Below are 24,597 nucleotides of genomic sequence, written 5' to 3'. Positions count from 1 at the left end.
CAAACAGACCGTGTAAAAGGACTAAATAGGGTTTTTCAGCATGATTGCTGCTTAGGTGATAATTAATTGATTGCATAAGTGTGTAGATAGGGATAAATGATCAGATATACAAGCAATTTAATGGAATTAATTGCACATGGCCAGAATTTAGCACGATTCTAGCCATGTGATTTACATTTTAACTACATATTTGGGTAGTTCGGTCCTCCTGCACCTTCAGGGGTTACCCAAACGATATTTTGGGTTGGATCCTTGATATCGCAGGTTTTGCAATGGACACAGTTTTGGGCGTTTATTTGCAGCTTTTTGTCACCTTCCGGGCTGTCGATAATCTCATATACGCCAGCAGGACAGTACCTTTGGGCTGGTTCATCGTATTTAGGCAAGTTGATAACAATAGGTGTTGCCGGGTCTTTTAAGCGTAAATGACAAGGTTGATCTTCTTCATGGTTGGTATTGGATAAAAATACCGAAGAAAGTTTATCAAAACTAATTACACCGTCGGGTTTCGCATACTCGATTTTTGGAAAATCACTGGCTAAACCAATTGCACCATGATCAGTACTGGTATCTTTTAATTTGAAAAGGACTTTGCCACCTAGAATATTTTGTTCAAAAGTATTGTAAGCGCCACCTAAAAAGGTACCAAACTTATGCAGTGCAGCACCGAAGTTCTGTGAACTATATAATTCTTCATACAGCCAAGAATTTTCAAACTTTTCAGCATAGGCAGTTAAGTCTTGGCCGACTTTATCTTGGCTGATAGCCTCAACTATCGTCTCTGCGGCTAAGATGCCCGATTTCATGGCAGTATGATTTCCCTTAATTTTCGCAAAATTTAGGGTACCTGCATCACACCCGACTAATATTCCGCCTGGAAAGGTCATTTTCGGCAATGAATTATAACCACCTTTAGCAATGGCTCTGGCACCATAGGAAACGCGTTTACCACCTTCTAAGTATTGTTTTAGTACCGGATGCTGTTTGACTCTTTGGAATTCATCAAAGGGACTCAAATGCGGGTTCTTGTAATTAAGATCGATAATGATCCCCACCAATATTTGATTATTTTCAGCGTGGTAAAGATAGCTGCCGCCGGTTTCACTACTTAGAGGCCATCCTGCAGTATGCACCACTAAGCCTTCTTGATGTTTGTCTGGATCGATATCCCAAATTTCTTTAAAGCCAATACCATAGTGTTGAGGTGAAGCATCTTTATCAAGATCAAACTTGGAGATAAGCTGTTTACCTAAATGGCCGCGACAACCTTCAGCAAATACCGTGTATTTGGCTCTTAATTCCATGCCTGGCATATAGCTGTCTTTGTGATCACCTGACTCACTGATACCCATATCGCCGGTGATGATGCCACCAACACTGCCATCATCATTGTAAATTACTTCAGAAGCAGCGAAGCCAGGAAAAACTTCTACACCCAATTGTTCGGCTTGATCAGCTAACCAACGACAGACATTCCCCATACTGACAATATAGTTGCCTTGATTATGCATAGTCTTTGGGGTCATAACGTTAGGCAATTTAGTTGCAGAACTTTCGTTCTTCAGATAATAGATATGATCCTCAGTTACTTTTGTCGTTAGAGGCGCGCCACGCTCACTCCAATCTGGAAAAAGTTCATCCATAGCCTTAGTTTCAAATACTGCACCCGAGAGAATATGAGCACCCACCTCAGAACCTTTTTCGACTACACATACCATCAACTCTTGTTCATTTTGTTGAGCTAACTGCATTATTTTGCATGCGGTCGATAGACCGGCTGGACCAGCCCCAACTACCACCACATCGAACTCCATCGATTCACGTTCCACTGGTTTTCCCCTTTATAGATAACTATCAATTAAACAAATAAACAAAATAAACAACTATCACCTGTACTTACCAAGATTGATGATTTGCATTCATCAACCATATAGTTCATTTTACCTAAAGACTACTCTGTGAAGCGTTGTTTAAATAGATAAAAAGTAAGTATAATCAATTGTTTATATCAATTTTTAGGGTGAGATTTTTTGCTCTGTAAATCACCATATTTTTCTAACATTAACACAATAAAAATTAAGCTCAAATGGAATTTATAACATACAATTTACAACCAAAATCTTAGAAACTGGAAATGGAAGTTGTCCTTACATAGTTGACGCTTAGGTAAACAGTCAGTAAATTTAGCCAACCTTACAAATACGCAGATTTTGCGTTACAACTTTTCGACACTTTATATCTTATAGAGGTAAACATGAAAATTTTAGTGCCGGTTAAACGTGCCATTGATTACAACGTAAAAGTACGCGTTAAAGCCGATAACAGCGCGGTTGATTTGACCAATACAAAAATGTCTATTAATCCGTTCTGTGAAATTGCTGTAGAAGAAGCTGTTCGACTAAAAGAAAAAGGTATTGCTGATGAAATTGTTGTGGTTTCTATTGGTGATAAAGCCTGCCAAGAGCAAATTAGAACAGCACTAGCACTGGGAGCGGATCGTGGTATCCAAATTGATACCAGTGAAAACCTCGACTCTTTGCAAGTAGCTAAACTATTGGCAAAAGTGGTTGAAGAAGAACAACCAGGAATGGTTATCCTAGGGAAACAATCAATTGATTCAGATAACAACCAAACCGGGCAAATGTTAGCGGCCTTAACAGGTATGCCACAAGGTACGTTTGCATCTGTAGTGGATGTAGATGGAGATAAAGTGAAAGTGACACGGGAAATCGACGGTGGCTTACAAACCGTTGAATTAAGTCTTCCTGCCGTGGTCACCACTGATTTACGACTCAATGAACCTCGTTATGCGACCCTTCCCAACATTATGAAAGCAAAACGTAAACCTATTGATGTTAAGCCTGCAGACGGTTTTGGGGTCTCACTTACATCAAATGTTAAAACATTGAAAGTTACGCCGCCAGCCCAACGCAAAGGTGGGATCAAAGTGGCTGATGTAGCAGAGTTGGTCGAGAAATTAAAAACTGAAGCGAAGGTGATCTAATGGCTGTTTTAGTATATGCAGAACACGATAACGAACAATTAAAAACTGAAACTCACAAACTAGTTAACGCGGCCAGTAAAATGGCGGGTGACGTGGTTGTTTTGGTTGCCGGGCAAGATTGCGCTGGGGTAGCGGAACAAGCAAGTAAGATTGCTGGAGTGAGTAAAGTATTATTGGCCGATAGCGCTGAGTACACTCACCAAATGGCTGAAAATATCGGTGACCTAGTGACTGAATTGGCTGCTGACTATTCTCATATAATTGCTGCGGCCACTACAACGGGTAAAAACTTCATGCCCCGTGTTGCTGCGCTTTTAGATGTTGCACAAATTTCAGATGTTATCGCCGTCGAAAGTGAAGATACTTTTGTTCGTCCTATTTACGCTGGTAATGCCATTGCTACAGTTCAAAGTAGTGACACTAAAAAAGTACTAACTGTTCGTGCTTCAGCGTTTGATGGTGCAGAAGAAAATGGCTCAGCTACAGTTGAAGCCATTGATAGTGTGAAGGTGTCTGAAAAATCAGCATTTGTGAGTGCAGAACTAACCGAGTCTGAACGTCCTGAATTAACCGCTGCAGAGGTGATTATTTCTGGTGGTCGCGGTATGCAAAATGGTGAAAACTTTAAATTGCTTGAAGGTATCGCTGATAAACTTGGTGCTGCGATTGGTGCATCTCGTGCTGCCGTTGATGCTGGCTTTGTACCAAATGATATGCAAGTGGGGCAGACAGGAAAAATTGTTGCGCCGCAATTATATATCGCGGTTGGAATTTCTGGTGCCATACAGCATTTAGCCGGTATGAAAGATTCGAAAGTGATCGTAGCGATCAATAAGGATGAAGAAGCTCCAATCTTCCAAGTTGCTGATTATGGTTTAGTAGGCGACTTGTTTGACGTATTGCCAGAGTTAGAAGCTGCACTATAAGCGGTTTCAATACAACAAAAGGCAGTCTGCAAGTATGCATGACTGCCTTTTTATTGGTCTGCGCTTTATATCAGGATTATACGCTAATAAATCCTATTCGCGGTTTATACAGAAACTACTGAGTTGTCATCAAAAGAAATAGGTGAAGTCACGTAAGCGTCTGCACTCCAATCATTTTCCCATTCTTCATCATCTAACAAATATCGGAATTGATATTCCGCATCAGCTGGCAAATTAATGGTTGAAGAAAATGAACCATTCTTTAATTTCTTCATTGGTGATGCTTCGATATCCCAATCATTGAAATCGCCCACTAAACGCACTGTCTCAGCATTTTTAGCTTCTTCTTTCGAAAGTTTGAAAGTCACTTTACACACTGGTTTTGATTTAAGGTATTGTTTCTTGAAGCTCATATGCCCCTCCGCATGGTAATTAAATTACATCAATAGACTATTAATTCAGCAATATTACAGTTTTAATCTGATTTTGTGAAATGAAATTACAAAATATTCCGATTTTTGACTGAAAATCGTACAAAACATGCCCTTTATCGGTGCGAAATTTATTACGCGATTAAATTTTATGCACTTATTTAGTGTAAAACAACCCGTTTTGAACGATCAATTTGTCTTTAACATGTATTAACTCAGAAATTGTGCCAATTTGTTTTAATCTAGATCAATTAGTATTCAATTATTGATGAAAATTATGAGCCTCATATCAGTTTAAAACCGCTTTGTTAGTCAAACTCGTTGAATGTAGGACGCAATTAACCTGCTGCTGAAATTGAAAGTTATTAAGGATTCTTGCTGAATTGTGTTTAACAAGCGTAAAGCTTGTTCTAATCGAATGTGCAACGTCGCAAAAAAAACGACCCTTAAGGATCGTTTTTTAACATTACACTGCTTAGCTGTATTTTAGTAAAAGCTAATTTTTGCTTCAATACCAAAGATACGAGGTTGGTTCATAATCCCTGCTAGGTTATTGAAATCAATCGCTCCTTTAACATTTTCTTCATCGGTGATATTTCTACCAAAAAGCGCAATAGTGTAGTTGTTTTGGTAGTTTTCATAACCGATACGCAAGCCACCTTCATAATTACTGTCAGAGGTAAACTCCACTGAGTCGTATAGGAAGAAGCTCGTTTCACCCTGGAATGCCCAATCGGTGAAGACAAATAGTTCTCCATCATCACCAATAGGAGTGGCATATCTTGCTGTGAAATTGAAAATAGTTTCAGGTGCTTGAGGGAAGGCGTTTCCGTCAATACTAGCAGCATAGCCGTCAGGTCGTGAATCAAATACGGTACAATTTCCAGTAAATGCAAAATCAGCGTTTGCGCCACAAGGTAAGATAGTCAAATCACTATCTTGAATTTCTGTGTGGTTATAACTGTAACCAGCGGTTAATGTTAGATAATTCGTGACCAAATATTCTACGTCAATTTCAAAACCATAACCTACGCCTTTGTCAGCATTAATCAGCGCCGTTGTATTAGCACCACCGCCAATTGCGCTAAGTTGCATGTCATCAATTTCATAATAAAAAGTTGCAGCATTGATCCGTAAGGTATCCTCAAGTAGGTCTTTTTTGATCCCTAGCTCTATGGAGTTGATAGTCTCAGCTTCAGCTACCGATGGGTTTGATTCAAATGCAACATCACGGCCTTGAATGGTTTGCGCTCTGAAACCATTTGCTAATCGAGCGAATAACGACGTGTTGTTATCAAGTTTATAGTTTGCACTGAGTTCCCAACTGACTTGACCATCATCAACATTGATATCGTCATAATCTTGAATAGAAGCCGCACCAATTACGAGGGCGAAACCATCAACATTCTGCTCGCCAACCATAAGTGACTTTTCATCGTAGGTATAACGCAGACCACCGATAACTTCTAACTTATCGTTAACTTGATATGAGGTTTGACCAAAAACAGCCCAAGTTGTATTTTCATGAAAGACAGTAGTTGCGCCGTAAAACCCGTCAATACTTGTTACATTAAAAGAAGCATCATAATAAAACGCACCTAGCTGCCAGCCTAGTGCATCATCGGTGTCACTTGCTAGTCGAATTTCTTGGGTTAGCTGCTCTAAATCATCCAGTTTATCTTGGGTTACTGCAGAGAATGCAATGTTGCCAGGGTAGGTGGTTTCTTCTGTTCCATCACCATTAATGTCTGCCGGTTCGTTTAAAACAACACCACCATCAATATCACCTAAACTATATCCTTCCGCTTGTTCATACGCAGTGATACTGGTTAACGTCATGTTTTCTAAACCAAACTCTAATTTCAGCGAGGCACCATAATTGCTATATTCTTGCGGGTTATTATCTGCTCCATTGCCGTCAATATCGCCATCATAATAAAGCACATCACGGTCAAAATTTTCATTTAAATCGTTGCTGCCTTTAGTGAAAATGTTGGCGCGGAAAATCGATGCTGTGCCGTCCAGTTCTCTTCCATGCACATTTAATAATGCAGAAAAATCGTCATTGGGTGAAAAAAGTAATTGACCACGCCAAGCTTTTTCGTCGAAACCACCCATGGCATCATTTTCGCCAGTATAAGCATTATCGATCCAATCACTACGGTTTTGCGATAAAACGGAAAAACGTCCCGCTAGATTATCTGTTAATCCGCCACCAACAGCACCTTCAAAATTTAATGTGCCCAAGTTACCTACACCCAGCTTCATGTAAGCGTCGAAGTCTTCGCTGGGTTTGACAGAGTCAAACTTGACGATGCCTGCTGTGGTATTGCGTCCAAATAATGTGCCCTGTGGACCACGTATTACTTCCACTTGGGAGACATCAAATAATGGAAAACTTTTAAGAATAACGTTTTCCTTAACAACGTCGTCCATCACAATCGAAACAGGTTGTGATGCGGCTAAATCGAAATCTGAATTACCTAGCCCTCGAATGTAAAAACGCGGAGCTACACGACCATTAGATGTCTCAGCGTACAGACCTGGTACCCTTACCGCCAATGCGATTATATCTTCACCACCAGAGAAGATACTTTCGAAACGTTCGCCATTTAAGGTGGCAATGGATATGGGAACATCTTGAATACTTTGCGTGCGTTTTTGTGCGGTGACAGTGATTTTTTCCAAACTACGTTCGGATGATGTTGTGTCTTGCTCTTGGGCAAAACTTAATTGGCTGATTAAGGCCGATTGAATGCACAAAGCGATGGCTGTTTTTTTGAGTGTTTTCATAATATGACCAAGTTGTTAGTAAGTTTAATTGTGTGTTTATTCTTTTGCTTTATTACCCCATGAGCTCAATACGGGGGTATTTTTCAAATAAGGTGGTTTAACGGACTACGAAACCAAGTTGCGTATTAGTGTAATTTTATATACCAATAGAATCCAATATTAATCGATAACTTATACATAATTCCTTAAACGCCACTCACTAATGGCTGTCTTTACAGGCGACTTTTTAAAGGTGTATTTAACTGTTTCTAAAAGCGCTATATTTCATTTTATTATTTAACGGCTACTTTTTAATGACGTTACCCAGATGTTTGATTAGCTATAGGTTCGAAAGAACTTTTTGCGATATTGACTTGGAGATAAACCGGTTAATGAGTTAAATAATCGAGTAAACGAACGAGTATCTTCATAACCGACTTTAGTCACTATCGCCTCCAATGAAGAGTTTTCGGTTTCAAGTAACTTTTTAGCTGCCTCGACGCGGATAGACTGCAAATATGAAAATGGGGTTTGTTCTGTTGCGATTTTAAAACGACGCAAAAAAGTGCGATTTGTTAAGCTCACCTGTTTCGCTAATTGATCTAATGAAATCTGTTGGTGATAGTGGGTCTCTAACCACTCTTGGGCTTTTAATATTTCCGCATCTTGATGATATTTTTTACTTCTCAATTGTGCATAAGCGGCTTGATTACCACGGGAAATATCCAATACGTGAGCTTTGGCCGTATTGGTGGCCACATCATGACCGCAATATCTCTCAATCAGCAAAAGAGCTAAATCAAACCAAGCCATACCTCCACCAGAGCAATATATATTGCCATCTTGGGTGATGAGTTTATTGGACAATAAATTCACGGCTGGATAACGCTTGGCAAATGTCTCTGCATAACCCCAGTGGGTAGTTGCTTTTTTGTTATTTAAAATACCAGCTTCGGCAAGAAAAAAAGCACCACTACAATTACTCGCTATATCTGTCCCTTTACTATTGAAGTACTGTAAAAAAGGTAACAGATTACGATTTGCCGACAACACTTCTTCAAGTTTCCCGCCTATGGTCGGAATAATCAAAATATCTGTATCGCTAACATCTTCAATGGCGATTTGACTCTTCAACGTGAGCTGGTTAATGCACTCAATATCTCGTTTTCCCACCGAAGCTAACTGCACATTAAAAATGCGTTCCGGTGGTTTGCCTTGCATTCGTTGCCAAGTTACACCTGCTAAAGCAAAGATATCTAAGGCACCTGTAACTGCGCTGGCATAGGCATGTTCAAAACCTAAAATGGTGACATTGTGCACGTAAAATTGTCTCTATATAAGTTGGGTTTTTGTAAGTTTATCACGGTTATGAATGTGTGGCGATATTAGCCATAAAAGAGTCAATAATGACAGTTAGCGAGGAGGCATAAATATGTGATGCTAGCTTCATGATCTAATCAAGGATACGCATAATGAATGAAGAATTGATCCACCCAAAAGAATTACCCTTTCAACTGTACGAAGTATTAAATATCGAATCACTTCTGCAACGTGAACGTTTTGCCGAACATAATAAAGAAACCTTTGATGCCATCTTATCGACTGCGAATAAAATCGCTACTGAGAAATTTGCAGATCATAATGCCATAGCCGATGCTGATGAGCCTAAGTTTGACGGTAAAACCGTACACATGATCCCGCAAGTGAAAGAAGCATTTGATGCTTATAACGAAGCAGGGTTTATGGCTGGTCGTTATGATTTCGAAGAAGGTGGGATGCAACTTCCAGAAACTATCATGATGGCAACCTCAGGCTACTTTATGGCCGCCAATCCTTCGAGTTCAGCTTATGCTTTCTTAACCGTAGCAGCCGCCAATGTGATTGGCAATTTTGCTAGCCAGAACCTTAAAGAACAATTTATGCCGCGAATGTTAACCGGTGAGTTTACTGGGACTATGGCGTTAACCGAACCCCATGCTGGCTCTTCATTGGCAGATATCCGCACCAGTGCAGTTGCAGCTGAAGATGGAAGTTACCGTATTAAGGGCAGTAAATTATATATCTCTGCCGGTGAACATCAGTTATCTAACAACATTGTACATTTAGTGCTAGCCAAAATTCAGGGGGCACCAGCGGGAGTCAAAGGGATTTCTTTGTTTGTTGTGCCTAAATATCGCTTAGATGAAGCTGGTGAGCCAAGCACTAAAAATGACGTTGCCTTAGCTGGATTAATCCACAAAATGGGCTATCGCGGAGCCACGTCAACAGCATTAAGTTTCGGTGAAAATGGCGATTGTCATGGGTATTTAGTCGGTGAAGCTCATCAAGGACTTAAATACATGTTCCTGATGATGAATGAAGCGCGTATTGGAGTCGGCTTTGGTGCTGCTATGATAGGATATAGCGGTTACCAATATTCATTGGCCTATGCTAAAGACCGCACCCAAGGTCGAGTTCCTCCTAAAAACGCCCCTACAGATCCAGCCACTGAAATTATCAATCACGGTGATGTGAAGCGCATGTTATTAGCCCAAAAAGCCTATGTGGAAGGTGCCATGTCTCTGTGCTTGTATGCTGCTCGCTTAGTGGATGACGCAAAAACACTTGAATCAGCCGAAGAGAGAAAGGTGACGGAGGAGTTACTAGATTTATTAACACCAGTGGTCAAAGCTTGGCCATCCGAATTTGGGGTAAAGGCTAATGATTTAGCCATACAAATTCTAGGTGGCGCTGGATACACACGAGAATACCCAGTGGAACAATGCTGGCGTGATAATCGTCTTAACCCAATCCATGAAGGCACTAATGGTATTCAAGCCTTAGATCTGCTTACCCGTAAGTTATGGCAAGCAAACGGTGCAGGTTTAAACACATTGCAAACTCGCATACTGGCCGATTTTAACACTGCGACGGGAGAGAACTGTGCTCCTTTAGTGAAGTCCACTTTGGACTATATGGCAAAAATGCAACCGCTAATTCCGGTGCTTGGAGAAGCATTGCGCAATGAAAAGCTGCCTAATTTACTGGCTAATGCCCAATGTTTCATGAATGTATTTTCGAGCATTGTGATGAGCTGGATTTGGATCCGTCAAGCAAACGTGGCGGAAAAAGCATTGGCAGAGTGCAAAGCTGAAGATAAGTCATATTACCTTGGCAAAATTCAAGCGGCAAAATATTACGTCAATTGGGAACTCCCTTTAATAGATAGAGATTTAAAACTACTGCAAGCATTCGACAGCAGTTGCAGCGACATGCAACCAGAATGGTTTTAAACACAGATAAAAAGGAATCAATTATTATGAAAAGCAGACAATTTCTTTTGGCGTCCCGCCCCGTGGGAACGCCGACCGCAGATAACTGGAATTTAGTAACCACTGAATTACCTGATCTTCAGGAAAACCAAATTAAAGTAAAAGTGCTTTATATTTCTCTGGATCCCGCCATGCGTGGTTGGATGAATGAAGGTAAATCCTACATTCCTCCTGTTGAGATTGGGGAAGTGATGCGCGCCGGTGGCGTAGGGGAAGTACTAGAATCCACAGATCCCAACTTTACTGCAGGGGATTTTGTATATGGTGGTTTCGGTGTAAGTGATTTCGCTGTTATTTCAACTCAAGGGGTTTATAAAGTTGATCCTAGTTTAGCACCACTTGAACGGTATCTAGGGGTATTAGGCATGCCTGGTATGACAGCCTATTTCGGTATTTTAGATACTGGACAGCCAAAAGCCGGTGAAACCGTAGTGGTCTCTGGTGCGGCAGGGGCGGTGGGCACAGTCGTCGGTCAAATTGCTAAAATCAAAGGTTGTCGCGTAGTGGGTATTGCCGGTGGCGAAGACAAGTGTCGTTACCTAGTTGATGAGCTCGGATTTGATGGTGTCGTTGATTATAAAAATTCAAATGTGAAAAAAGCCCTGAAAGAACAGTGTCCTGACGGTGTTGATGTGTTTTTCGATAACGTGGGTGGTGAAATTCTTGATGACGTCCTTACTCAAATAAATATGAAAGCCAGAATTGTTATTTGTGGGGCAATCAGTCAATACAATAATACAACCGCTGTTAAAGGACCTTCAAATTATTTAACGCTATTGGTAAATCGAGCGCGTATGGAAGGGATTGTCGTGTTTGATAATATTGAAAACTACGGTAAAGCAGCAGCTGAAATGTCGGGCTGGATTGGCGAAGGTAAGTTGATTGCTAAAGAACATGTGGTTGAAGGGCTTGAAACTTTCCCTGACACTTTACTGATGCTTTTCAGAGGCGAAAACTTCGGTAAGTTAGTACTCAAGGTGGACCATACATCATGAAAGCAGCTAACGTAGAAAACAAGCATATTGTGGTGACTGGTGGCGCATCAGGAATAGGCGCTAAAACCACTGAGCTTCTTGCGTCGCGAGGATCAAAGGTGTTTTTCGGTGATCGCAATGTGGCAGCCGGTGAGGCTTTAAGTCAATCCCTGCAAGATCAGGGCTATTCAGTGGCATTTTGTGAACTAGACGTGACTGAAAATGATTCAGTTAAAGCTTTTTACGCTGCTGCCATCGACAAGTTTGGTCAGATTCATGTAGCCCTTAATAATGCCGGTGTCGATCACACACCAGCACGCATGTTAGATGTGCCAGATGAAGACTTTCATCGTAATATCGCCATCAATCTAACGGGTGTTTGGTATTGCATGAAACAAGCCATAGCCCACATGCTGACAGTAGGCGGTGGACAGGTAATCAATTTAGCCTCGGTGGCTGGAGTCTCTGGTGCTCCAACTATTGCTGCTTACGGCGCATCTAAACATGGGGTGATTGGATTAACTAAATCTGTCGCTATTGAATATGCAAGGTCAAATATTCGTGTTAATGCGGTTTGTCCTAGTTTTGTTAAGACCCCAATGGTCGAAAACGTACTGGCCAACTTTAATGAAAAACAGCAAAACACCCTAGTCAGTGCTAATCCAATGAAACGGCTTGGAGAGGTAGACGAAATTGCCTATGCCATTGCTTGGTTATGCAGTGATGAGTCAAGTTTTATGACCGGCCATTCCATGGTGTTAGACGGTGGGTTAACTGCTTAAATAGCGTGATTTAGTGCCCTTATTTAAGGGCGCTACTAATATTTTACCTTGAAGATAAAGAAGAAGAAAAACTACAGGAACACAAAATGAACAAGAATTTATTCGATTTAACTGGAAAAGTAGCATTAGTCACCGGCGCTAGTCGAGGTATTGGTGAGTCGATAGCTAGATTATTGGCTACCTATGGTGCTGAGGTGATCGTCTCTAGCCGTAAAATTGATGGTTGTGAAGCCGTTGCCCAGAGCATTCGCGATAATGGCGGTAAAGCCCATGCTATGGCTTGCCACGTTGGTGAAATTGCACAAATAGATGCTACCTTTGCGCAAATCAAAGAACAGTTTGGTCAACTAGATATTTTAGTGAATAACGCTGCGGCCAATCCATTTTTTGGTCACATTTTAGATACAGATCTTGCCGCCTACGATAAAACTGTAGATGTGAATATTCGAGGTTATTTCTTTATGTCAGTGGCTGCCGGTAAAATGATGAAAGAGCAGGGCGGTGGCGTGATCTTAAATACCGCTTCTGTGAATGCATTGTCACCAGGCGATATGCAAGGAATTTACTCCATATCAAAAGCTGCCGTGGTAAGCATGACAAAAGCATTCGCCAAGGAATGTGGCAGTTTGAACATTCGAGTAAATGCATTATTGCCAGGTTTGACAGACACCAAATTTGCGTCGGCGTTAACTACTAACGATAAGATCCTAAAACAAGCTCTGCAAATTATTCCATTAGGCCGAGTAGCTGATCCTGATGAAATGGCGGGGACTGTGTTGTACTTGGTATCCGATGCATCAAGTTACACAACCGGCACCACAGTTGTGGTTGATGGTGGTATGATGGCGTAAATACGTCATCAATATAGGTAATTCCATGGTTCATCAGTTAGTGGTTTGTTCGGATATTTTTGGACAAACGGCGTCCTTCAAACAATGGTGTAACCAAGTATTACCTGCGGACTGGCAATTAACCATTGTCAGTCCTTATATCTCTTCGGTTAACTTTACTGATGAAGCTTTGGCCTATTCAGCATTTCAACGAGCAGGCGGCATCGAAAAATATGCCATGCGAATTTCAGCCGCTTTAGCAGCCAGCCTTGCCAACAAAACGGTAATTGGTTTTAGTGCTGGGGCAGCAACCCTGTATAAGCTGCTAAGCGAAAAAGATTATTCTCAAAGCATTGATAGATTTTATGGGTTTTATCCTGGGCAAGTACGCTTTTTTACAAAGCTAAAACCTTGTATACCAAGCCAACTTTACTTCCCTCATAAAGAACCTAATTTCAATATTGATACAGTTATCGAGGAGTTAGCTTTACATGACAATGTGAAGTGTCAAAAGACAGAGTTCGAACATGGTTTTATGAACTTGGCTTCAAGGGGATACAATAAAAACGCTGAGTCAATTTTTACGCAAGAAATTAAGCAGATATTATCGCTCCAAGCAGGTATTTAACCAACTTGGAACGATAAACATGGTGTGCATGAAGGTTATGCTGTGATTTTTTCAACCAAAGCAATTGCATCACCAATGTAATTAGCTGGTGAGATTTGTTTTAATTCCGTTTTTACATTGCTTGGTAAGTCGAGATTATCAATAAATTCAGCAATGGCACCCTGATCAACTTTTTTACCACGGGTGAGTTCTTTTAACTTCTCATAAGGTTTTTCAATACCATAACGGCGCATAACCGTTTGAATCGGTTCGGCTAACAATTCCCAATTGCTATCAAGTTCGTTTCTTAGACTTTGCTCGTTAACTTGTAACTTACTGATACCTTTTAAGGTCGATTCATAGGCAATCACCGAGTAACCCATACCGACACCTAGGTTTCTCAATACAGTTGAGTCAGTAAGGTCACGCTGCCACCTTGAAATCGGTAGTTTAGTGGCCAAATGGTTAAACATCGCATTGGCTAAACCTAAGTTGCCTTCTGAGTTTTCAAAATCAATAGGATTCACTTTATGGGGCATGGTTGAAGAACCAATTTCACCGGCAATGGTTTTTTGCTTGAAGTGACCCAAAGCAATATAACCCCAAACATCACGATCAAAATCGATAAGAATGGTGTTGAAACGCGCCATGGCATCGAATAACTCAGCGATATAATCGTGGGGTTCGATTTGCGTAGTATATTGATTCCAATCAAGTCCTAAACTTTCTACAAAAGACTGAGAAAAGCCATTCCAATCAATATTAGGGTAGGCACTAATGTGTGCATTGTAGTTACCTACAGCACCATTAATTTTACCTAAGATGGTGACATCTTGTATTTGCTGGCGTTGACGTTGCAAACGATGCATGACGTTAGCCATTTCTTTACCCATAGTGGTTGGAGAGGCTGGCTGGCCATGGGTTCTTGCCATCATAGGAATAGTTTTATATTCGATAGCTAACCGTTTTGTTTCAGCAATCAACTTATCGCAATAAGGTAAAATAACCTGGTCTCTTGCTTCACTTAACATTAGACCATGGGACAAATTATTAATATCTTCAGAGGTACAAGCAAAGTGAATAAATTCATTTACGCTGTTAAGTTCACTGTTGCTTTCAACTTTTTCTTTTAAAAAGTATTCAACCGCTTTGACATCGTGATTGGTGGTTCTTTCGATGGTTTTGATACGCAATGCATCATCTTCACTGAAATTATCAACTATGCTGTTAAGCAACTCTGTTGACTCTGGAGAGAATGCAGGTACTTCAGTTATTTCAGCTGTGTCTGCTAGTTTTTGTAACCAACGAACTTCAACTTGAACACGGTATTTTAACAAACCGTATTCACTAAAAAAGTGTCTTAAGGCTGAACTTTTAGAGCCGTAACGGCCATCAACGGGGGAAACTGCTGTGAGTGCAGACAATTCCATGAAGTACTCCTATAGGGATTGGTGAAGAGAGTGTTGCAATGCAGTAGCGTTGCTCACAATGCTTTTTCGGTTAAATAAAATTTGTCGTCTTTTGCCGCCCAACTGGCGCCACAATACAGCTGAACGCAAACCGCTTAATAATAGCGCTCTGACTTTGTGTTGATTGCTATTTTTCTTTAACTGTTCTGGGGTGCCAGCAATTTGGATCTTTGATCCCATAGGACTAATGACGTCGGAATAAATGCTGGCTAAATTACTCATCATTTGTTCATCAAACAAGTCTAAATGAGCGGTTTGTCGTTGAATTTGTTCAATGCGTTTAGATAGTTCGTCCAATCTTTTGGATGACTTCTTAAGCTTACGCTCGAGCCCTAAAAGGCTGGCAATATAACGTGTGATTTCGGCATCTTTTTGCATAGGAGTATTACCCAATTGACCGATCAAAGTACCTAATCCCACTCTTAAGTTTTCGATACTGCCATACACTTCAATTGTGCTTTGTGCGTCTGTCAAAACTAAGCTATTGATGCTTGTTTTAAACGCATTAGTGTCTGCTTCGCCTTTACGGGCGATGGATTGTACCAAAGTCGCCGCTTGACAAACGCCAGCTAAAGCTAAAGTTTTTTCTTTTTCGTGGTCTATGTTCAACGCAAATAACTCTCTATAATTCCGCCACCTAAACATTCATCTTGCTGATAGAATACGGCTGACTGTCCAGGTGTGACTGCTTTTTGTGGTTCATCAAAAAGCACTTTAATTTGGCCATCAGGTAAGGAGGTAACTGTACAGGGAATATCTTCCTGACGATAACGTGTTTTCACAGCACAACGAGTTTCTTGTTGCGGACCTAAACGGTCTACCCAGTGTAATTGATTAGCAATCAGGCCAACAGAATAAAGCGCCGGATGATCAGCGCCTTGGCCTACTATTAACACATTGCGCTCGACATCTTTATCGACAACGTACCAAGGTTCATCGCCAAACTCTTTTTTACCGCCGATGTGCAAGCCTTTACGTTGACCTAATGTATGAAACATAAGGCCATCATGTTTACCTATTTCAATACCTTCTGCGGTTTCGATAATACCGGGTTGTGCAGGTAAATACTGGCCTAAGAAGTCTTTAAACTTTCGTTCACCGATAAAACAAATACCCGTGCTATCTTTTTTATCGTGAGTGATGAAATCTTGTTGTTCTGCAATTTTACGTACTTCAGGTTTTTCAATATCGCCAACAGGGAATAAGGTTTTGGCAATGTGCTCTTCACCTAAAGTATATAGGAAGTAACTTTGGTCTTTATTACTATCTAGGCCACGTAGCATTTTCCAATGGTCGTTGCGTTTTTCACGACGGACATAGTGCCCCGTAGCAATATAGTCAGCTCCTAAATCTTCTGCAGCGAACTCTAAAAATGCTTTAAATTTGATTTCCTTGTTACACATAATATCGGGATTAGGCGTGCGCCCAGCGCGATATTCCTCAAGAAAATACTCGAATACATTGTCCCAGTATTCAGCTGCAAAATTAATAGTGTGTAATTCAATACCAAGTTTGTCAGCTACCGCTTGCGCGTCAGCTAAATCTTCAGCGGCTAAACAATATTCATCACTGTCATCTTCTTCCCAGTTTTTCATAAACAGGCCTTCTACCTGATAACCTTGTTGTTGAAGAAGATAAGCGGCAACAGAAGAATCTACACCGCCAGACATTCCAACGATGACTTTTTTGTTAGCGTTTTGTAAATTTGCTGTCGTGTTCGTATTTGACATATTGGTTGGTGAATTCTTGGCTGCTAAATTGGGCGGCAAGTCTAGCAAAATAAAGCCTTTAGTTAAATACACGGGATTACAAAAAAGAACTAATTTATAACCAAAATTGGATTGCTCACGATTTTTTTAATTTGCTCTTTTGGACGCCCTACAAAACTCGATATTTTCCGTTATCTAAGCCATCAATTGTCCACTGACCAATTTGGTAGCGAATTAACCGCAGAGTAGGGAAGCCAACCGCCGCAGTCATTCGACGGACTTGACGGTTACGCCCTTCACAAATAGTAAGGGAAATCCAACTTGTTGGAATATTAGCCCGAAACCTTACTGGTGGTGTCCGTTCCCAAACATCCGGTGGCGGGATCTTTTTCACTTGCGCGGGTAGGGTGAGACCATCTTTTAATTCTACCCCTAGGCAGAGTTTATCGATTGCGTCTTGGGTAATGTCACCATCGACTTGTGCCCAATAGGTTTTTGGCATTTTTTGTTTAGGGTTAGCAATTTTGTGTTGAAGCTTACCGTCATTGGTCAAAACTAAAAGCCCTTCACTGTCTCTATCTAAACGCCCAGCAGCATAAACATCGGGTATATCTATATAGTTTTTGAGGGTTTTTCGATTTTGATCATCCGTAAACTGAGTCAGTACATCAAATGGTTTATTAAATAAAAGTACAGTCCTTGTTTGACCTGTTAATTTCTTTTTTATGTGTTTTTTTTGTCTCATTTTGAATAAGTATTCACTTTTTTATGGTTTTAGTGTGCTTGGAGCTAGTAAACCGAGTTTAGCCCATATATCATTGATTGTTAGCATCTATAACCTTTCGTGATGAACTATTTTTTGCGGTTCGGTGCGAAGTCTCAATATATTTTATGCATATTTAATGTAATAAAGTACTGGTTATAATAGCTATATTGATTAGAATCTGTGCTCAAATTTTTAAGTTTTTTGATAGATAATTTATTTATCATCGCTTTCGTCTGAGTAATTTGGATTAACCAGGCGGTTCCGCCGCCACCACTGAGGTATATAATGACTACATCAAAGTCTAAGATTATTTACACAAAAACTGATGAAGCCCCTGCGTTGGCTACATATTCACTTTTACCCATTGTCCGTAAATTTGCTACTGCGGCTGATATAGAAGTTGAAGTAAGTGATATATCGTTAGCTAGCAGAATTTTGGCTACCTTCCCTGACTACCTGAACGATGATCAAAAAGTTCCTGATGCATTATCTATTTTAGGCGAACTTACCCAGAAGCCAGACACAAACATTATTAAATTACCGAATATCAGTGCTTCAATTCCGCAATTAAAAGCGGCGATTAAAGAACTACAAGATAATGGTTTTGCGTTACCTGACTTTCCTGAGACTCCGGAAACAGATGAAGAGAAAGAAATAAGAAGCCGGTACGGTAAAGTACTAGGTAGTGCTGTAAACCCAGTACTTCGTGAAGGTAACTCTGACCGTCGAGCGCCCACCGCAGTTAAGAATTATGCGAAAAAACACCCTCATTCAATGGGCGCATGGAGCCAAGCCTCCCGCACTCACGTTGCGCACATGCAAGGCGGCGATTTCTATTCAGGTGAAAAATCTGTAACTGTTGAAAAAGCAGGCCATGTAAGTATTGAGTTTACTGATACTGCGGGTAACAAAACCACACTTAAGCCACGTGTTGACTTACTTGCTGGTGAAGTGATTGACGGCATGTGCATGAGCAAAAAAGCGTTGTGTGCATTTTTTGAAGAACAAATTCAAGATGCAAAAGATACCGGCATCCTGTTTTCTCTTCACGTTAAAGCAACGATGATGAAAGTGTCTCACCCAATTGTATTTGGACACTGTGTTAAGGTTTTCTACAAAGAATTATTCGACAAATATCAAGATTTGTTTGATGAGTTAGGCGTTAACCCTAACAACGGTTTAGGTAGTGTTTACGATAAAATCGCAACATTACCCACTTCACAGCGCGCGGAAATAGAAAATGACATTAATCGTTGTTATCAAGATCGTCCGCCTCTGGCGATGGTAAATTCTGATAAAGGTATTTCTAACCTACACGTACCTAGTGACGTTATCGTTGATGCTTCTATGCCTGCAATGATCCGTAGCTCTGGTCAAATGTGGGGTCCAGATGGAAAACCTCAAGATACTAAAGCGGTTATCCCAGAAAGTACTTATGCAACTATTTACCAAGAAGTGATTAACTTCTGTAAAACCCATGGTGCATTTGATCCTACTACTATGGGGACTGTGCCAAACGTTGGTTTGATGGCGCAAAAAGCTGAAGAATACGGTTCACACGATAAAACTTTCGAAATGACGGGTGACGGTAAAGTACAAATCATCGATCAAGATGGCAATGTACTTATTGAGCACGAAGTAGAAGAAGGTGACATCTGGCGTATGTGTCAGGCGAAAGACGCACCTATCCGCGACTGGGTAAAACTAGCAGTGACCCGTGCTAGACAATCAGGTATGCCAGCGATTTTCTGGTTAGATGACGAGCGTGCTCACGACGTTCAACTAATCAACAAGGTTACTGAATATCTGAAAGAACACGACACTGACGGTTTACACATTGAAATAATGGCTCCAGTTCGTGCAATTCGTTACACCATGGAACGAGCTATTCGCGGTTTAGATACCATTTCTGTGACCGGAAACGTATTACGTGATTACCTAACTGACTTATTCCCAATTTTGGAACTAGGTACCAGTGCTAAAATGTTGTCTATTGTGCCGTTAATGGCCGGTGGCGGATTGTTTGAAACGGGTGCTGGCGGTTCTGCGCCAAAACATGTTCAACAGTTTGTTGAAGAAGGGCATTTGCGTTGGGATTCATTAGGTGAGTTTTTAGCAATCGCAGTTTCTTTAGAAGATTTAGCTATTAAGAATGACAATAACAAAGCGAAGTTATTGGCATCAGAGCTGGATAAGGCAACTGAAACCTTATTAAATAATGGTAAGTCTCCTTTGCGTAAAGCTGGGCAGTTAGATAACCGCGGTAGTCACTTCTACTTAGCAATGTATTGGGCGCAAGGGCTTGCTAGTCAAACTGAAGATTCAGAACTAGCTGAGTACTTTGCACCTATTGCTAAAGCATTGAGTGACAATGAAGAAAGTATTGTTGCTGAAATCGATGCAACACAAGCTAAAGCGGCTGACATCGGTGGATACTACTATCCAAATGATGACTTAATCACTAATGCTATGTGTCCTAGCGGAACCTTAAATTCAATTGTATCTTAATTGAGTTGATGGCTATCGATCCCATGCTTTAAGCAGGGATCGATAAATAGAACATACAAAAAAGCAGGCTAAATAGCCTGCTTTTTATTTGAAAAGTAGTATTAAGTCTAGTTTAACTATCTTTCAGGTTCATCGCTGATGTCTATGTTCTCAGCGTGCAAGCCTTTTGGCCCTTGCTGAACTTCATAAGTCACTTCTTGACCTGCTTTTAAAGAACGATAACCGTCCATTTTAATCGTGGAGTAATGAGCGAAAATATCTTCTCCACCATCGTCAGGAACAATAAAACCGAACCCTTTCGCATTGTTAAACCATTTGACTTTTCCAACCGCCATACATCTGCTTCCTTTTAATCCCTTGAACTGACACTGCTTAATCCCCACAATAAGAATGTAGAGATGAGGCAAATCGACTGCATAACGTTTTGCCCTATTTAAAATGTAGATATTTTAACCTACTAATGTCAAGGTCAAATTAATTTAATCGACAAAAATAACTAAAAACAGCACAATTAATGTTAAATCAGAACAATTTTTGTCTAAACGGCACTATTATTTCAATATGAGTAAAGATAATACAATAAGTATAGATCACGATAAGCACTTAGAAGCGGTCAAAAAGAAAGTTGAACCGCCTCCCATGTACAAAGTCTTGATCAATAACGATGACTACACACCAATGGACTTTGTCATTGAGGTGTTGATGCGCTTTTTTAATATGGATGCTGAAAAAGCCAATCAACTGATGTTGACCGTTCATTACCGTGGTCGTGCTGTTTGCGGTGTTTATACCGCTCAGATTGCGGAAACAAAAGTGATGCAGGTGAATCAATATGCCAGAAAACATCAACATCCTTTAATGTGCAGTATGGAACAAGCTTAAGCAAACGGATTAATAGAATAATTTTTTAACAAAGATGTTTTATAGCAATGATCGCATAAAACATTTGATTTTAACCTTTGAATCAGAGAGTCTGATAACGAAGAAAGATGTAAAAATGGAGGCTTTAACCATGGAAAAGTCAATTTATAAAGACTGTTTCTGTGGCTAATAAACTGATCATTAAGGTTTTATCTAAGTTTCTTGATAACAACCAGAGACAGTTTTCTTCAGGGTTAACTAACCAACCCGATTTTAGGAGGGTATAAGTATGTTGAATAAAGATTTAGAGCAGACCCTTAACGAAGCGTTTATATTTGCCAGAGAGCATCGTCATGAATTTATGACGGTGGAGCATCTGCTACTAGCGCTTTTGGACAATAAAGCCGCCAGAGAAGCTCTCAAAGCCTGTGGAGCGAATATTGAGTCAATCAAAGCTGAGCTAGTCGATTTTGTCAAAGACACCACGCCGCTTATTTTGGAAGATGATACAAGTGATAGGGAAACTCAGCCAACGTTAGGGTTTCAGCGCGTGCTGCAACGAGCAGTTTTTCATGTGCAATCTTCAGGCAAAGAAGAAGTCACCGGGGCCAATGTGTTAGTGGCTATTTTCAGTGAGCAAGAATCCCAAGCTGTTTATATTTTGAAAAAGACTGATGTAACGCGATTGGATGTAGTGAATTTTATATCCCATGGCGTTAGTAAAAACGATGAAGAATCGAATGTTGAAAATCAAGATGAGACAGTGGAAGGGGAAGAAAATACCTCGATACTGGAAAAGTATTCGTCGAATCTTAACGTTCAGGCCAAAGCAGGTAAAATTGATCCCCTTATTGGCCGAGATTCAGAATTAGAAAGAACCATTCAAATTTTATGTCGCCGCCGCAAGAATAACCCACTATTGGTTGGGGAAGCGGGTGTGGGCAAAACTGCCATTGCAGAAGGTTTAGCTTATCGCATCGTGAATAACGAAGTGCCTGAGGTGATTGCATCATCTACAGTGTACTCCTTGGATTTAGGCGGATTACTGGCGGGAACTAAATACCGTGGTGATTTTGAAAAACGCTTGAAAGGTATTCTCAAAGAGCTGAGTAAAGACGAAGATGCCATCTTATTCATAGATGAAATTCACACTATCATTGGGGCTGGCGCTGCATCTGGTGGTGTAATGGATGCATCTAACCTGTTAAAACCTAAGCTTAGTAGTGGTGAGTTACGTTGTATCGGCTCGACCACTTATCAGGAATACCAAGGTATTTTTGAAAAAGACAGAGCATTAGCACGTCGTTTCCAAAAAATTGACGTCATTGAACCTAGTGTTGCAGACACAACTAAAATACTCATGGGTTTAAAAAGTCGTTACGAGAAACATCATAGTGTACGTTTCACTAATCAAGCGATTAAAGCGGCGTCAGAGCTCTCTGCTAAGTACATAAACGAACGTCACTTGCCTGACAAGGCGATAGACGTGATCGACGAAGCTGGTGCTTCTCAGCGCTTGCTACCGGCTTCTAAGCGACGTAAAACCATTGGGGTCGGGGAAATTGAGCATGTCATTGCGAAAATGGCCCGAATTCCAGAAAAATCAGTGTCAGCTTCAGATAAAGAAACATTGAAAAACCTGACTCGTGATTTGAAAATGGTAGTATTTGGACAAGATCAAGCTATTGAAACCTTGTCTGATGCAATTCGATTATCACGCTCTGGTTTAGGTGTTGAAACCAAACCCATTGGCAACTTTATGTTTGCCGGTCCTACGGGGGTTGGTAAAACCGAAGTGACTCAACAACTCGCTAAGATTATGGGTGTAGAGTTGGTCCGCTTCGACATGTCGGAATATATGGAGCGTCATGCCGTTAGCCGATTGATTGGTGCTCCACCTGGTTATGTGGGCTTTGATCAAGGCGGGTTGTTAACCGATGCTGTGATTAAAAACCCATACTGTGTTGTGTTACTCGATGAAATTGAAAAAGCGCACAGCGATATCTACAACATATTGTTGCAGGTAATGGACCATGGAACCTTAACGGACAATAATGGACGTAAAGTGGATTTCCGCAATGTGGTTTTAGTGATGACAACTAACGCCGGTGTGCAAGAAACCATTAAAACTTCGATTGGCTTTAAGCAGCAGGATCATAGTTTTGATGCAATCAGTGAAATCAATAAGATATTTACGCCGGAATTTAGAAACCGCTTAGATGGCATAATTTGGTTTAACCATCTTGAGTCAGACGTTATTTTGCAAGTGGTAGATAAATTTATTATTGAGCTGCAAGTGCAACTGGATAATAAAGGTGTGTCTATGGAAATAGACGATGCTGCACGTGCTTGGTTAGCTGAAAAAGGCTACGACAGAGCAATGGGTGCGCGTCCAATGTCTAGAACTATGCAAGAGCATGTGAAGAAAAACTTAGCCAATGAGCTATTGTTTGGTGAGTTGGTGAATGGCGGTACCGTCAAAATCACCGTCAAAGACGACAAACTTAACTTTGATTACTCTAACCAAAGCTCTAAACAAGCAAGTAAAGTTTAATATCGCGAAGATTATTAAACCAACACAAGCTAGATAAACAAAAACCCAGCAATGCTGGGTTTTTTTAATGCTAATTTAGCAAAAGGAACGTGTCTTATCTGGCGCGATAAATGATACGGCCTTTTGTTAGGTCGTAAGGAGTCATCTCAACTGTTACTTTGTCGCCAGTTAATATTCGTATATAGTTTTTGCGCATCTTTCCGGAGATGTGCGCAGTGACGACGTGTCCGTTTTCTAATTCAACGCGGAACATAGTATTAGGAAGTGTGTCCAATACGGTACCTTCCATTTCAATACAGTCTTCTTTCGCCATGTAAGTTGTTTACCTCAATTAATAAGTGTCAAAAATGCCGCGCAGATTTTGCCCAATATGCGGCCAAGAGTAAAGCTCTTAAGTGCTTTTTTTTGTGATTAATTGCCATTTATTGTCAATAAAGCGTTGGTGAGGGTAAAAATTAGCCTTATAGCGCATTTTTTGACAGGCATCTATCTGATATCCCAGATACAAAAATGTTTTATTATTCAGCTTCGCTTGTTTAATTTGTTGCATAATTGCGAAGGTTCCCAGTGAGCGATTAGCATATTCTGGTTTAAAAAATGTGTAAAGGGCAGAAAGTGAATCACTTAATACGTCAGTTACAGCGACGCCGATAAGCTCTTTATCTAAATAAAATTCAATAAAAAGTGTTTCCAGCCAATCACATTCGATGAATCCTGTATATTGACTTTGACTCGCTGGATACATACTACCATCGTTGTGGCGATGATTGATGTATTGTTCGTAAACTGGATAGTACTCAGGTTTCGTCGTGGGGCTGGTGAACACCTCAATATCCGCATTTTTATTTGCAATACGGCGCTGACTTTTAGACCCTAAAAAACTATCCACTGGAATTCTAATGGATTGGCATGCGCTACATTGTCTGCAGTGGGGGCGATAGATTTGTTCTCCACTGCGACGAAAACCTTGACCGAGCAAATAATTGTATTGGTTGTCTAATTCATCGTTATTGTCTGTCACCAGAACGAGTAATTGCTCTTGCTGTTGTTCAAGATAACTGCATTGAAACTGCTGAGTTAAACCAAACTTTAT

21 protein-coding genes are annotated in these 24,597 nt (G+C 40.6%); 10 read left to right on the top strand and 11 right to left on the bottom strand.

All coding sequences use genetic code 11. The annotated features are described in order from the left end of the window. Positions 1 to 182 precede the first annotated feature (182 nt). A complete protein-coding gene (locus tag ABJV04_RS02090) occupies positions 183 to 1,814 on the bottom strand; it encodes an electron transfer flavoprotein-ubiquinone oxidoreductase (RefSeq protein ID WP_348489453.1) in 1,632 nt (543 codons plus the stop codon). A 440-nt stretch (positions 1,815 to 2,254) separates the two neighbouring features. On the opposite strand from ABJV04_RS02090, the gene ABJV04_RS02085 reads away from it, so the two are divergent. Further along, positions 2,255 to 3,004, top strand: a complete 750-nt coding sequence (locus ABJV04_RS02085) for an electron transfer flavoprotein subunit beta/FixA family protein (RefSeq protein WP_348489449.1) — start codon at positions 2,255 to 2,257, stop codon at positions 3,002 to 3,004. Continuing rightward, the gene (locus ABJV04_RS02080) at positions 3,004 to 3,930 is read left to right on the top strand and encodes an FAD-binding protein (RefSeq protein ID WP_348489448.1); all 927 of its coding nucleotides are present in this window, start codon (positions 3,004 to 3,006) and stop codon (positions 3,928 to 3,930) included. The genes ABJV04_RS02085 and ABJV04_RS02080 overlap by 1 nt, the downstream gene beginning before the upstream one ends. Before the next feature lie 104 nt (positions 3,931 to 4,034). Here the strand turns inward: ABJV04_RS02080 and ABJV04_RS02075 are convergent, their stop codons facing one another. From ABJV04_RS02075 to ABJV04_RS02065, 3 genes are all read right to left on the bottom strand, one after another. Then, a complete protein-coding gene (locus ABJV04_RS02075) occupies positions 4,035 to 4,343 on the bottom strand; it encodes an isoamylase early set domain-containing protein (RefSeq protein WP_348489447.1) in 309 nt (102 codons plus the stop codon). Between the two features lie 504 nt (positions 4,344 to 4,847). Beyond that, positions 4,848 to 7,154, bottom strand: a complete 2,307-nt coding sequence (locus tag ABJV04_RS02070; protein ID WP_348489446.1) for a TonB-dependent receptor — start codon at positions 7,152 to 7,154, stop codon at positions 4,848 to 4,850. Between the two features lie 315 nt (positions 7,155 to 7,469). Then, complete coding sequence (locus ABJV04_RS02065; protein WP_348489445.1) at positions 7,470 to 8,453, bottom strand: helix-turn-helix domain-containing protein; 984 nt, start codon at positions 8,451 to 8,453, stop codon at positions 7,470 to 7,472. A gap of 152 nt (positions 8,454 to 8,605) precedes the next feature. Between ABJV04_RS02065 and ABJV04_RS02060 the strand changes: the two genes are divergently transcribed. The 5 genes from ABJV04_RS02060 to ABJV04_RS02040 all read left to right on the top strand — a co-directional run bounded on the left by ABJV04_RS02060 (position 8,606) and on the right by ABJV04_RS02040 (position 13,658). Next, positions 8,606 to 10,405, top strand: a complete 1,800-nt coding sequence (locus tag ABJV04_RS02060) for an acyl-CoA dehydrogenase (RefSeq protein WP_348489444.1) — start codon at positions 8,606 to 8,608, stop codon at positions 10,403 to 10,405. Positions 10,406 to 10,431: 26 nt separating this feature from the next. Then, positions 10,432 to 11,439 (top strand): NADP-dependent oxidoreductase, encoded by a 1,008-nt coding sequence (locus ABJV04_RS02055; RefSeq protein ID WP_348489443.1) that lies wholly within the window; start codon positions 10,432 to 10,434, stop codon positions 11,437 to 11,439. After that, a complete protein-coding gene (locus ABJV04_RS02050; protein WP_348489442.1) occupies positions 11,436 to 12,200 on the top strand; it encodes an SDR family NAD(P)-dependent oxidoreductase in 765 nt (254 codons plus the stop codon). Before ABJV04_RS02055 ends, ABJV04_RS02050 begins: the two co-directional genes overlap by 4 nt. A gap of 86 nt (positions 12,201 to 12,286) precedes the next feature. Next, a complete protein-coding gene (locus tag ABJV04_RS02045) occupies positions 12,287 to 13,051 on the top strand; it encodes an SDR family oxidoreductase (protein WP_348489441.1) in 765 nt (254 codons plus the stop codon). Positions 13,052 to 13,076: 25 nt separating this feature from the next. Beyond that, positions 13,077 to 13,658: a hypothetical protein gene (locus ABJV04_RS02040; protein WP_348489440.1), complete on the top strand. Its 582-nt coding sequence runs from the start codon at positions 13,077 to 13,079 to the stop codon at positions 13,656 to 13,658. Positions 13,659 to 13,693: 35 nt separating this feature from the next. Here the strand turns inward: ABJV04_RS02040 and purB are convergent, their stop codons facing one another. From purB to ABJV04_RS02020, 4 genes are all read right to left on the bottom strand, one after another. Beyond that, positions 13,694 to 15,067 carry an adenylosuccinate lyase gene (purB, locus tag ABJV04_RS02035; protein ID WP_348489439.1) on the bottom strand — a complete coding sequence of 458 codons (1,374 nt, stop codon included), beginning with the start codon at positions 15,065 to 15,067 and terminating at the stop codon, positions 13,694 to 13,696. A gap of 9 nt (positions 15,068 to 15,076) precedes the next feature. Next, on the bottom strand, positions 15,077 to 15,751 hold the full coding sequence (gene hflD, locus ABJV04_RS02030; RefSeq protein WP_348489438.1) for a high frequency lysogenization protein HflD: 675 nt from the start codon (positions 15,749 to 15,751) through the stop codon (positions 15,077 to 15,079). Continuing rightward, positions 15,712 to 16,836 (bottom strand): tRNA 2-thiouridine(34) synthase MnmA, encoded by a 1,125-nt coding sequence (mnmA, locus tag ABJV04_RS02025; RefSeq protein ID WP_348489437.1) that lies wholly within the window; start codon positions 16,834 to 16,836, stop codon positions 15,712 to 15,714. The genes hflD and mnmA overlap by 40 nt, the downstream gene beginning before the upstream one ends. Positions 16,837 to 16,984: 148 nt before the next feature. Further along, positions 16,985 to 17,560: an rRNA large subunit pseudouridine synthase E gene (locus ABJV04_RS02020; protein ID WP_348489436.1), complete on the bottom strand. Its 576-nt coding sequence runs from the start codon at positions 17,558 to 17,560 to the stop codon at positions 16,985 to 16,987. Between the two features lie 306 nt (positions 17,561 to 17,866). Here ABJV04_RS02020 and ABJV04_RS02015 point away from each other — a divergent pair, with 306 nt between their 5' ends. After that, positions 17,867 to 20,089, top strand: coding sequence for an NADP-dependent isocitrate dehydrogenase (locus ABJV04_RS02015; protein ID WP_348489435.1), 2,223 nt, complete (start codon positions 17,867 to 17,869; stop codon positions 20,087 to 20,089). Between the two features lie 116 nt (positions 20,090 to 20,205). On the opposite strand, the gene cspD is transcribed toward ABJV04_RS02015, so the two are convergent. Then, a complete protein-coding gene (cspD, locus tag ABJV04_RS02010; RefSeq protein WP_303473982.1) occupies positions 20,206 to 20,424 on the bottom strand; it encodes a cold shock domain-containing protein CspD in 219 nt (72 codons plus the stop codon). Positions 20,425 to 20,650: 226 nt separating this feature from the next. On the opposite strand from cspD, the gene clpS reads away from it, so the two are divergent. Together clpS and clpA are read left to right on the top strand one after the other, a co-directional pair. Then, positions 20,651 to 20,971, top strand: coding sequence for an ATP-dependent Clp protease adapter ClpS (gene clpS, locus ABJV04_RS02005; protein WP_348489434.1), 321 nt, complete (start codon positions 20,651 to 20,653; stop codon positions 20,969 to 20,971). A 268-nt stretch (positions 20,972 to 21,239) separates the two neighbouring features. Further along, positions 21,240 to 23,504, top strand: coding sequence for an ATP-dependent Clp protease ATP-binding subunit ClpA (clpA, locus tag ABJV04_RS02000; RefSeq protein ID WP_348489433.1), 2,265 nt, complete (start codon positions 21,240 to 21,242; stop codon positions 23,502 to 23,504). A 94-nt stretch (positions 23,505 to 23,598) separates the two neighbouring features. Here clpA and infA read toward each other — a convergent pair whose 3' ends face one another. Together infA and ABJV04_RS01990 are read right to left on the bottom strand one after the other, a co-directional pair. Beyond that, positions 23,599 to 23,817: a translation initiation factor IF-1 gene (gene infA, locus ABJV04_RS01995; RefSeq protein WP_008844395.1), complete on the bottom strand. Its 219-nt coding sequence runs from the start codon at positions 23,815 to 23,817 to the stop codon at positions 23,599 to 23,601. A gap of 78 nt (positions 23,818 to 23,895) precedes the next feature. Beyond that, complete coding sequence (locus ABJV04_RS01990) at positions 23,896 to 24,597, bottom strand: arginyltransferase (RefSeq protein WP_348489452.1); 702 nt, start codon at positions 24,595 to 24,597, stop codon at positions 23,896 to 23,898.

Source organism: Aliiglaciecola sp. (assembly GCF_039982535.1).
Classification (GTDB): Bacteria; Pseudomonadota; Gammaproteobacteria; order Enterobacterales; family Alteromonadaceae; genus Aliiglaciecola.
The sequence above is the reverse complement of the archived record's forward strand: the minus strand, read 5'-3'. Positions and strand labels throughout refer to the sequence as shown.

What these genes read in the sequence shown, in the direction of transcription:
- mnmA (WP_348489437.1), bottom strand. Translation starts at nt 16,836, where the DNA reads ATGTCAAATACGAACACGACAGCAAATTTACAAAACGCTAACAAAAAA.
- ABJV04_RS02060 (WP_348489444.1), top strand. Translation starts at nt 8,606, where the DNA reads ATGAATGAAGAATTGATCCACCCAAAAGAATTACCCTTTCAACTGTAC.
- purB (WP_348489439.1), bottom strand. Translation starts at nt 15,067, where the DNA reads ATGGAATTGTCTGCACTCACAGCAGTTTCCCCCGTTGATGGCCGTTAC.
- clpS (WP_348489434.1), top strand. Translation starts at nt 20,651, where the DNA reads ATGAGTAAAGATAATACAATAAGTATAGATCACGATAAGCACTTAGAA.
- ABJV04_RS02055 (WP_348489443.1), top strand. Translation starts at nt 10,432, where the DNA reads ATGAAAAGCAGACAATTTCTTTTGGCGTCCCGCCCCGTGGGAACGCCG.
- ABJV04_RS02075 (WP_348489447.1), bottom strand. Translation starts at nt 4,343, where the DNA reads ATGAGCTTCAAGAAACAATACCTTAAATCAAAACCAGTGTGTAAAGTG.
- ABJV04_RS02080 (WP_348489448.1), top strand. Translation starts at nt 3,004, where the DNA reads ATGGCTGTTTTAGTATATGCAGAACACGATAACGAACAATTAAAAACT.
- clpA (WP_348489433.1), top strand. Translation starts at nt 21,240, where the DNA reads ATGTTGAATAAAGATTTAGAGCAGACCCTTAACGAAGCGTTTATATTT.
- ABJV04_RS02045 (WP_348489441.1), top strand. Translation starts at nt 12,287, where the DNA reads ATGAACAAGAATTTATTCGATTTAACTGGAAAAGTAGCATTAGTCACC.
- ABJV04_RS02050 (WP_348489442.1), top strand. Translation starts at nt 11,436, where the DNA reads ATGAAAGCAGCTAACGTAGAAAACAAGCATATTGTGGTGACTGGTGGC.
- ABJV04_RS02040 (WP_348489440.1), top strand. Translation starts at nt 13,077, where the DNA reads ATGGTTCATCAGTTAGTGGTTTGTTCGGATATTTTTGGACAAACGGCG.
- ABJV04_RS02015 (WP_348489435.1), top strand. Translation starts at nt 17,867, where the DNA reads ATGACTACATCAAAGTCTAAGATTATTTACACAAAAACTGATGAAGCC.
- cspD (WP_303473982.1), bottom strand. Translation starts at nt 20,424, where the DNA reads ATGGCGGTTGGAAAAGTCAAATGGTTTAACAATGCGAAAGGGTTCGGT.
- ABJV04_RS02070 (WP_348489446.1), bottom strand. Translation starts at nt 7,154, where the DNA reads ATGAAAACACTCAAAAAAACAGCCATCGCTTTGTGCATTCAATCGGCC.
- hflD (WP_348489438.1), bottom strand. Translation starts at nt 15,751, where the DNA reads ATGTTTAGGTGGCGGAATTATAGAGAGTTATTTGCGTTGAACATAGAC.
- ABJV04_RS02020 (WP_348489436.1), bottom strand. Translation starts at nt 17,560, where the DNA reads ATGAGACAAAAAAAACACATAAAAAAGAAATTAACAGGTCAAACAAGG.
- infA (WP_008844395.1), bottom strand. Translation starts at nt 23,817, where the DNA reads ATGGCGAAAGAAGACTGTATTGAAATGGAAGGTACCGTATTGGACACA.
- ABJV04_RS02085 (WP_348489449.1), top strand. Translation starts at nt 2,255, where the DNA reads ATGAAAATTTTAGTGCCGGTTAAACGTGCCATTGATTACAACGTAAAA.
- ABJV04_RS02090 (WP_348489453.1), bottom strand. Translation starts at nt 1,814, where the DNA reads ATGGAGTTCGATGTGGTGGTAGTTGGGGCTGGTCCAGCCGGTCTATCG.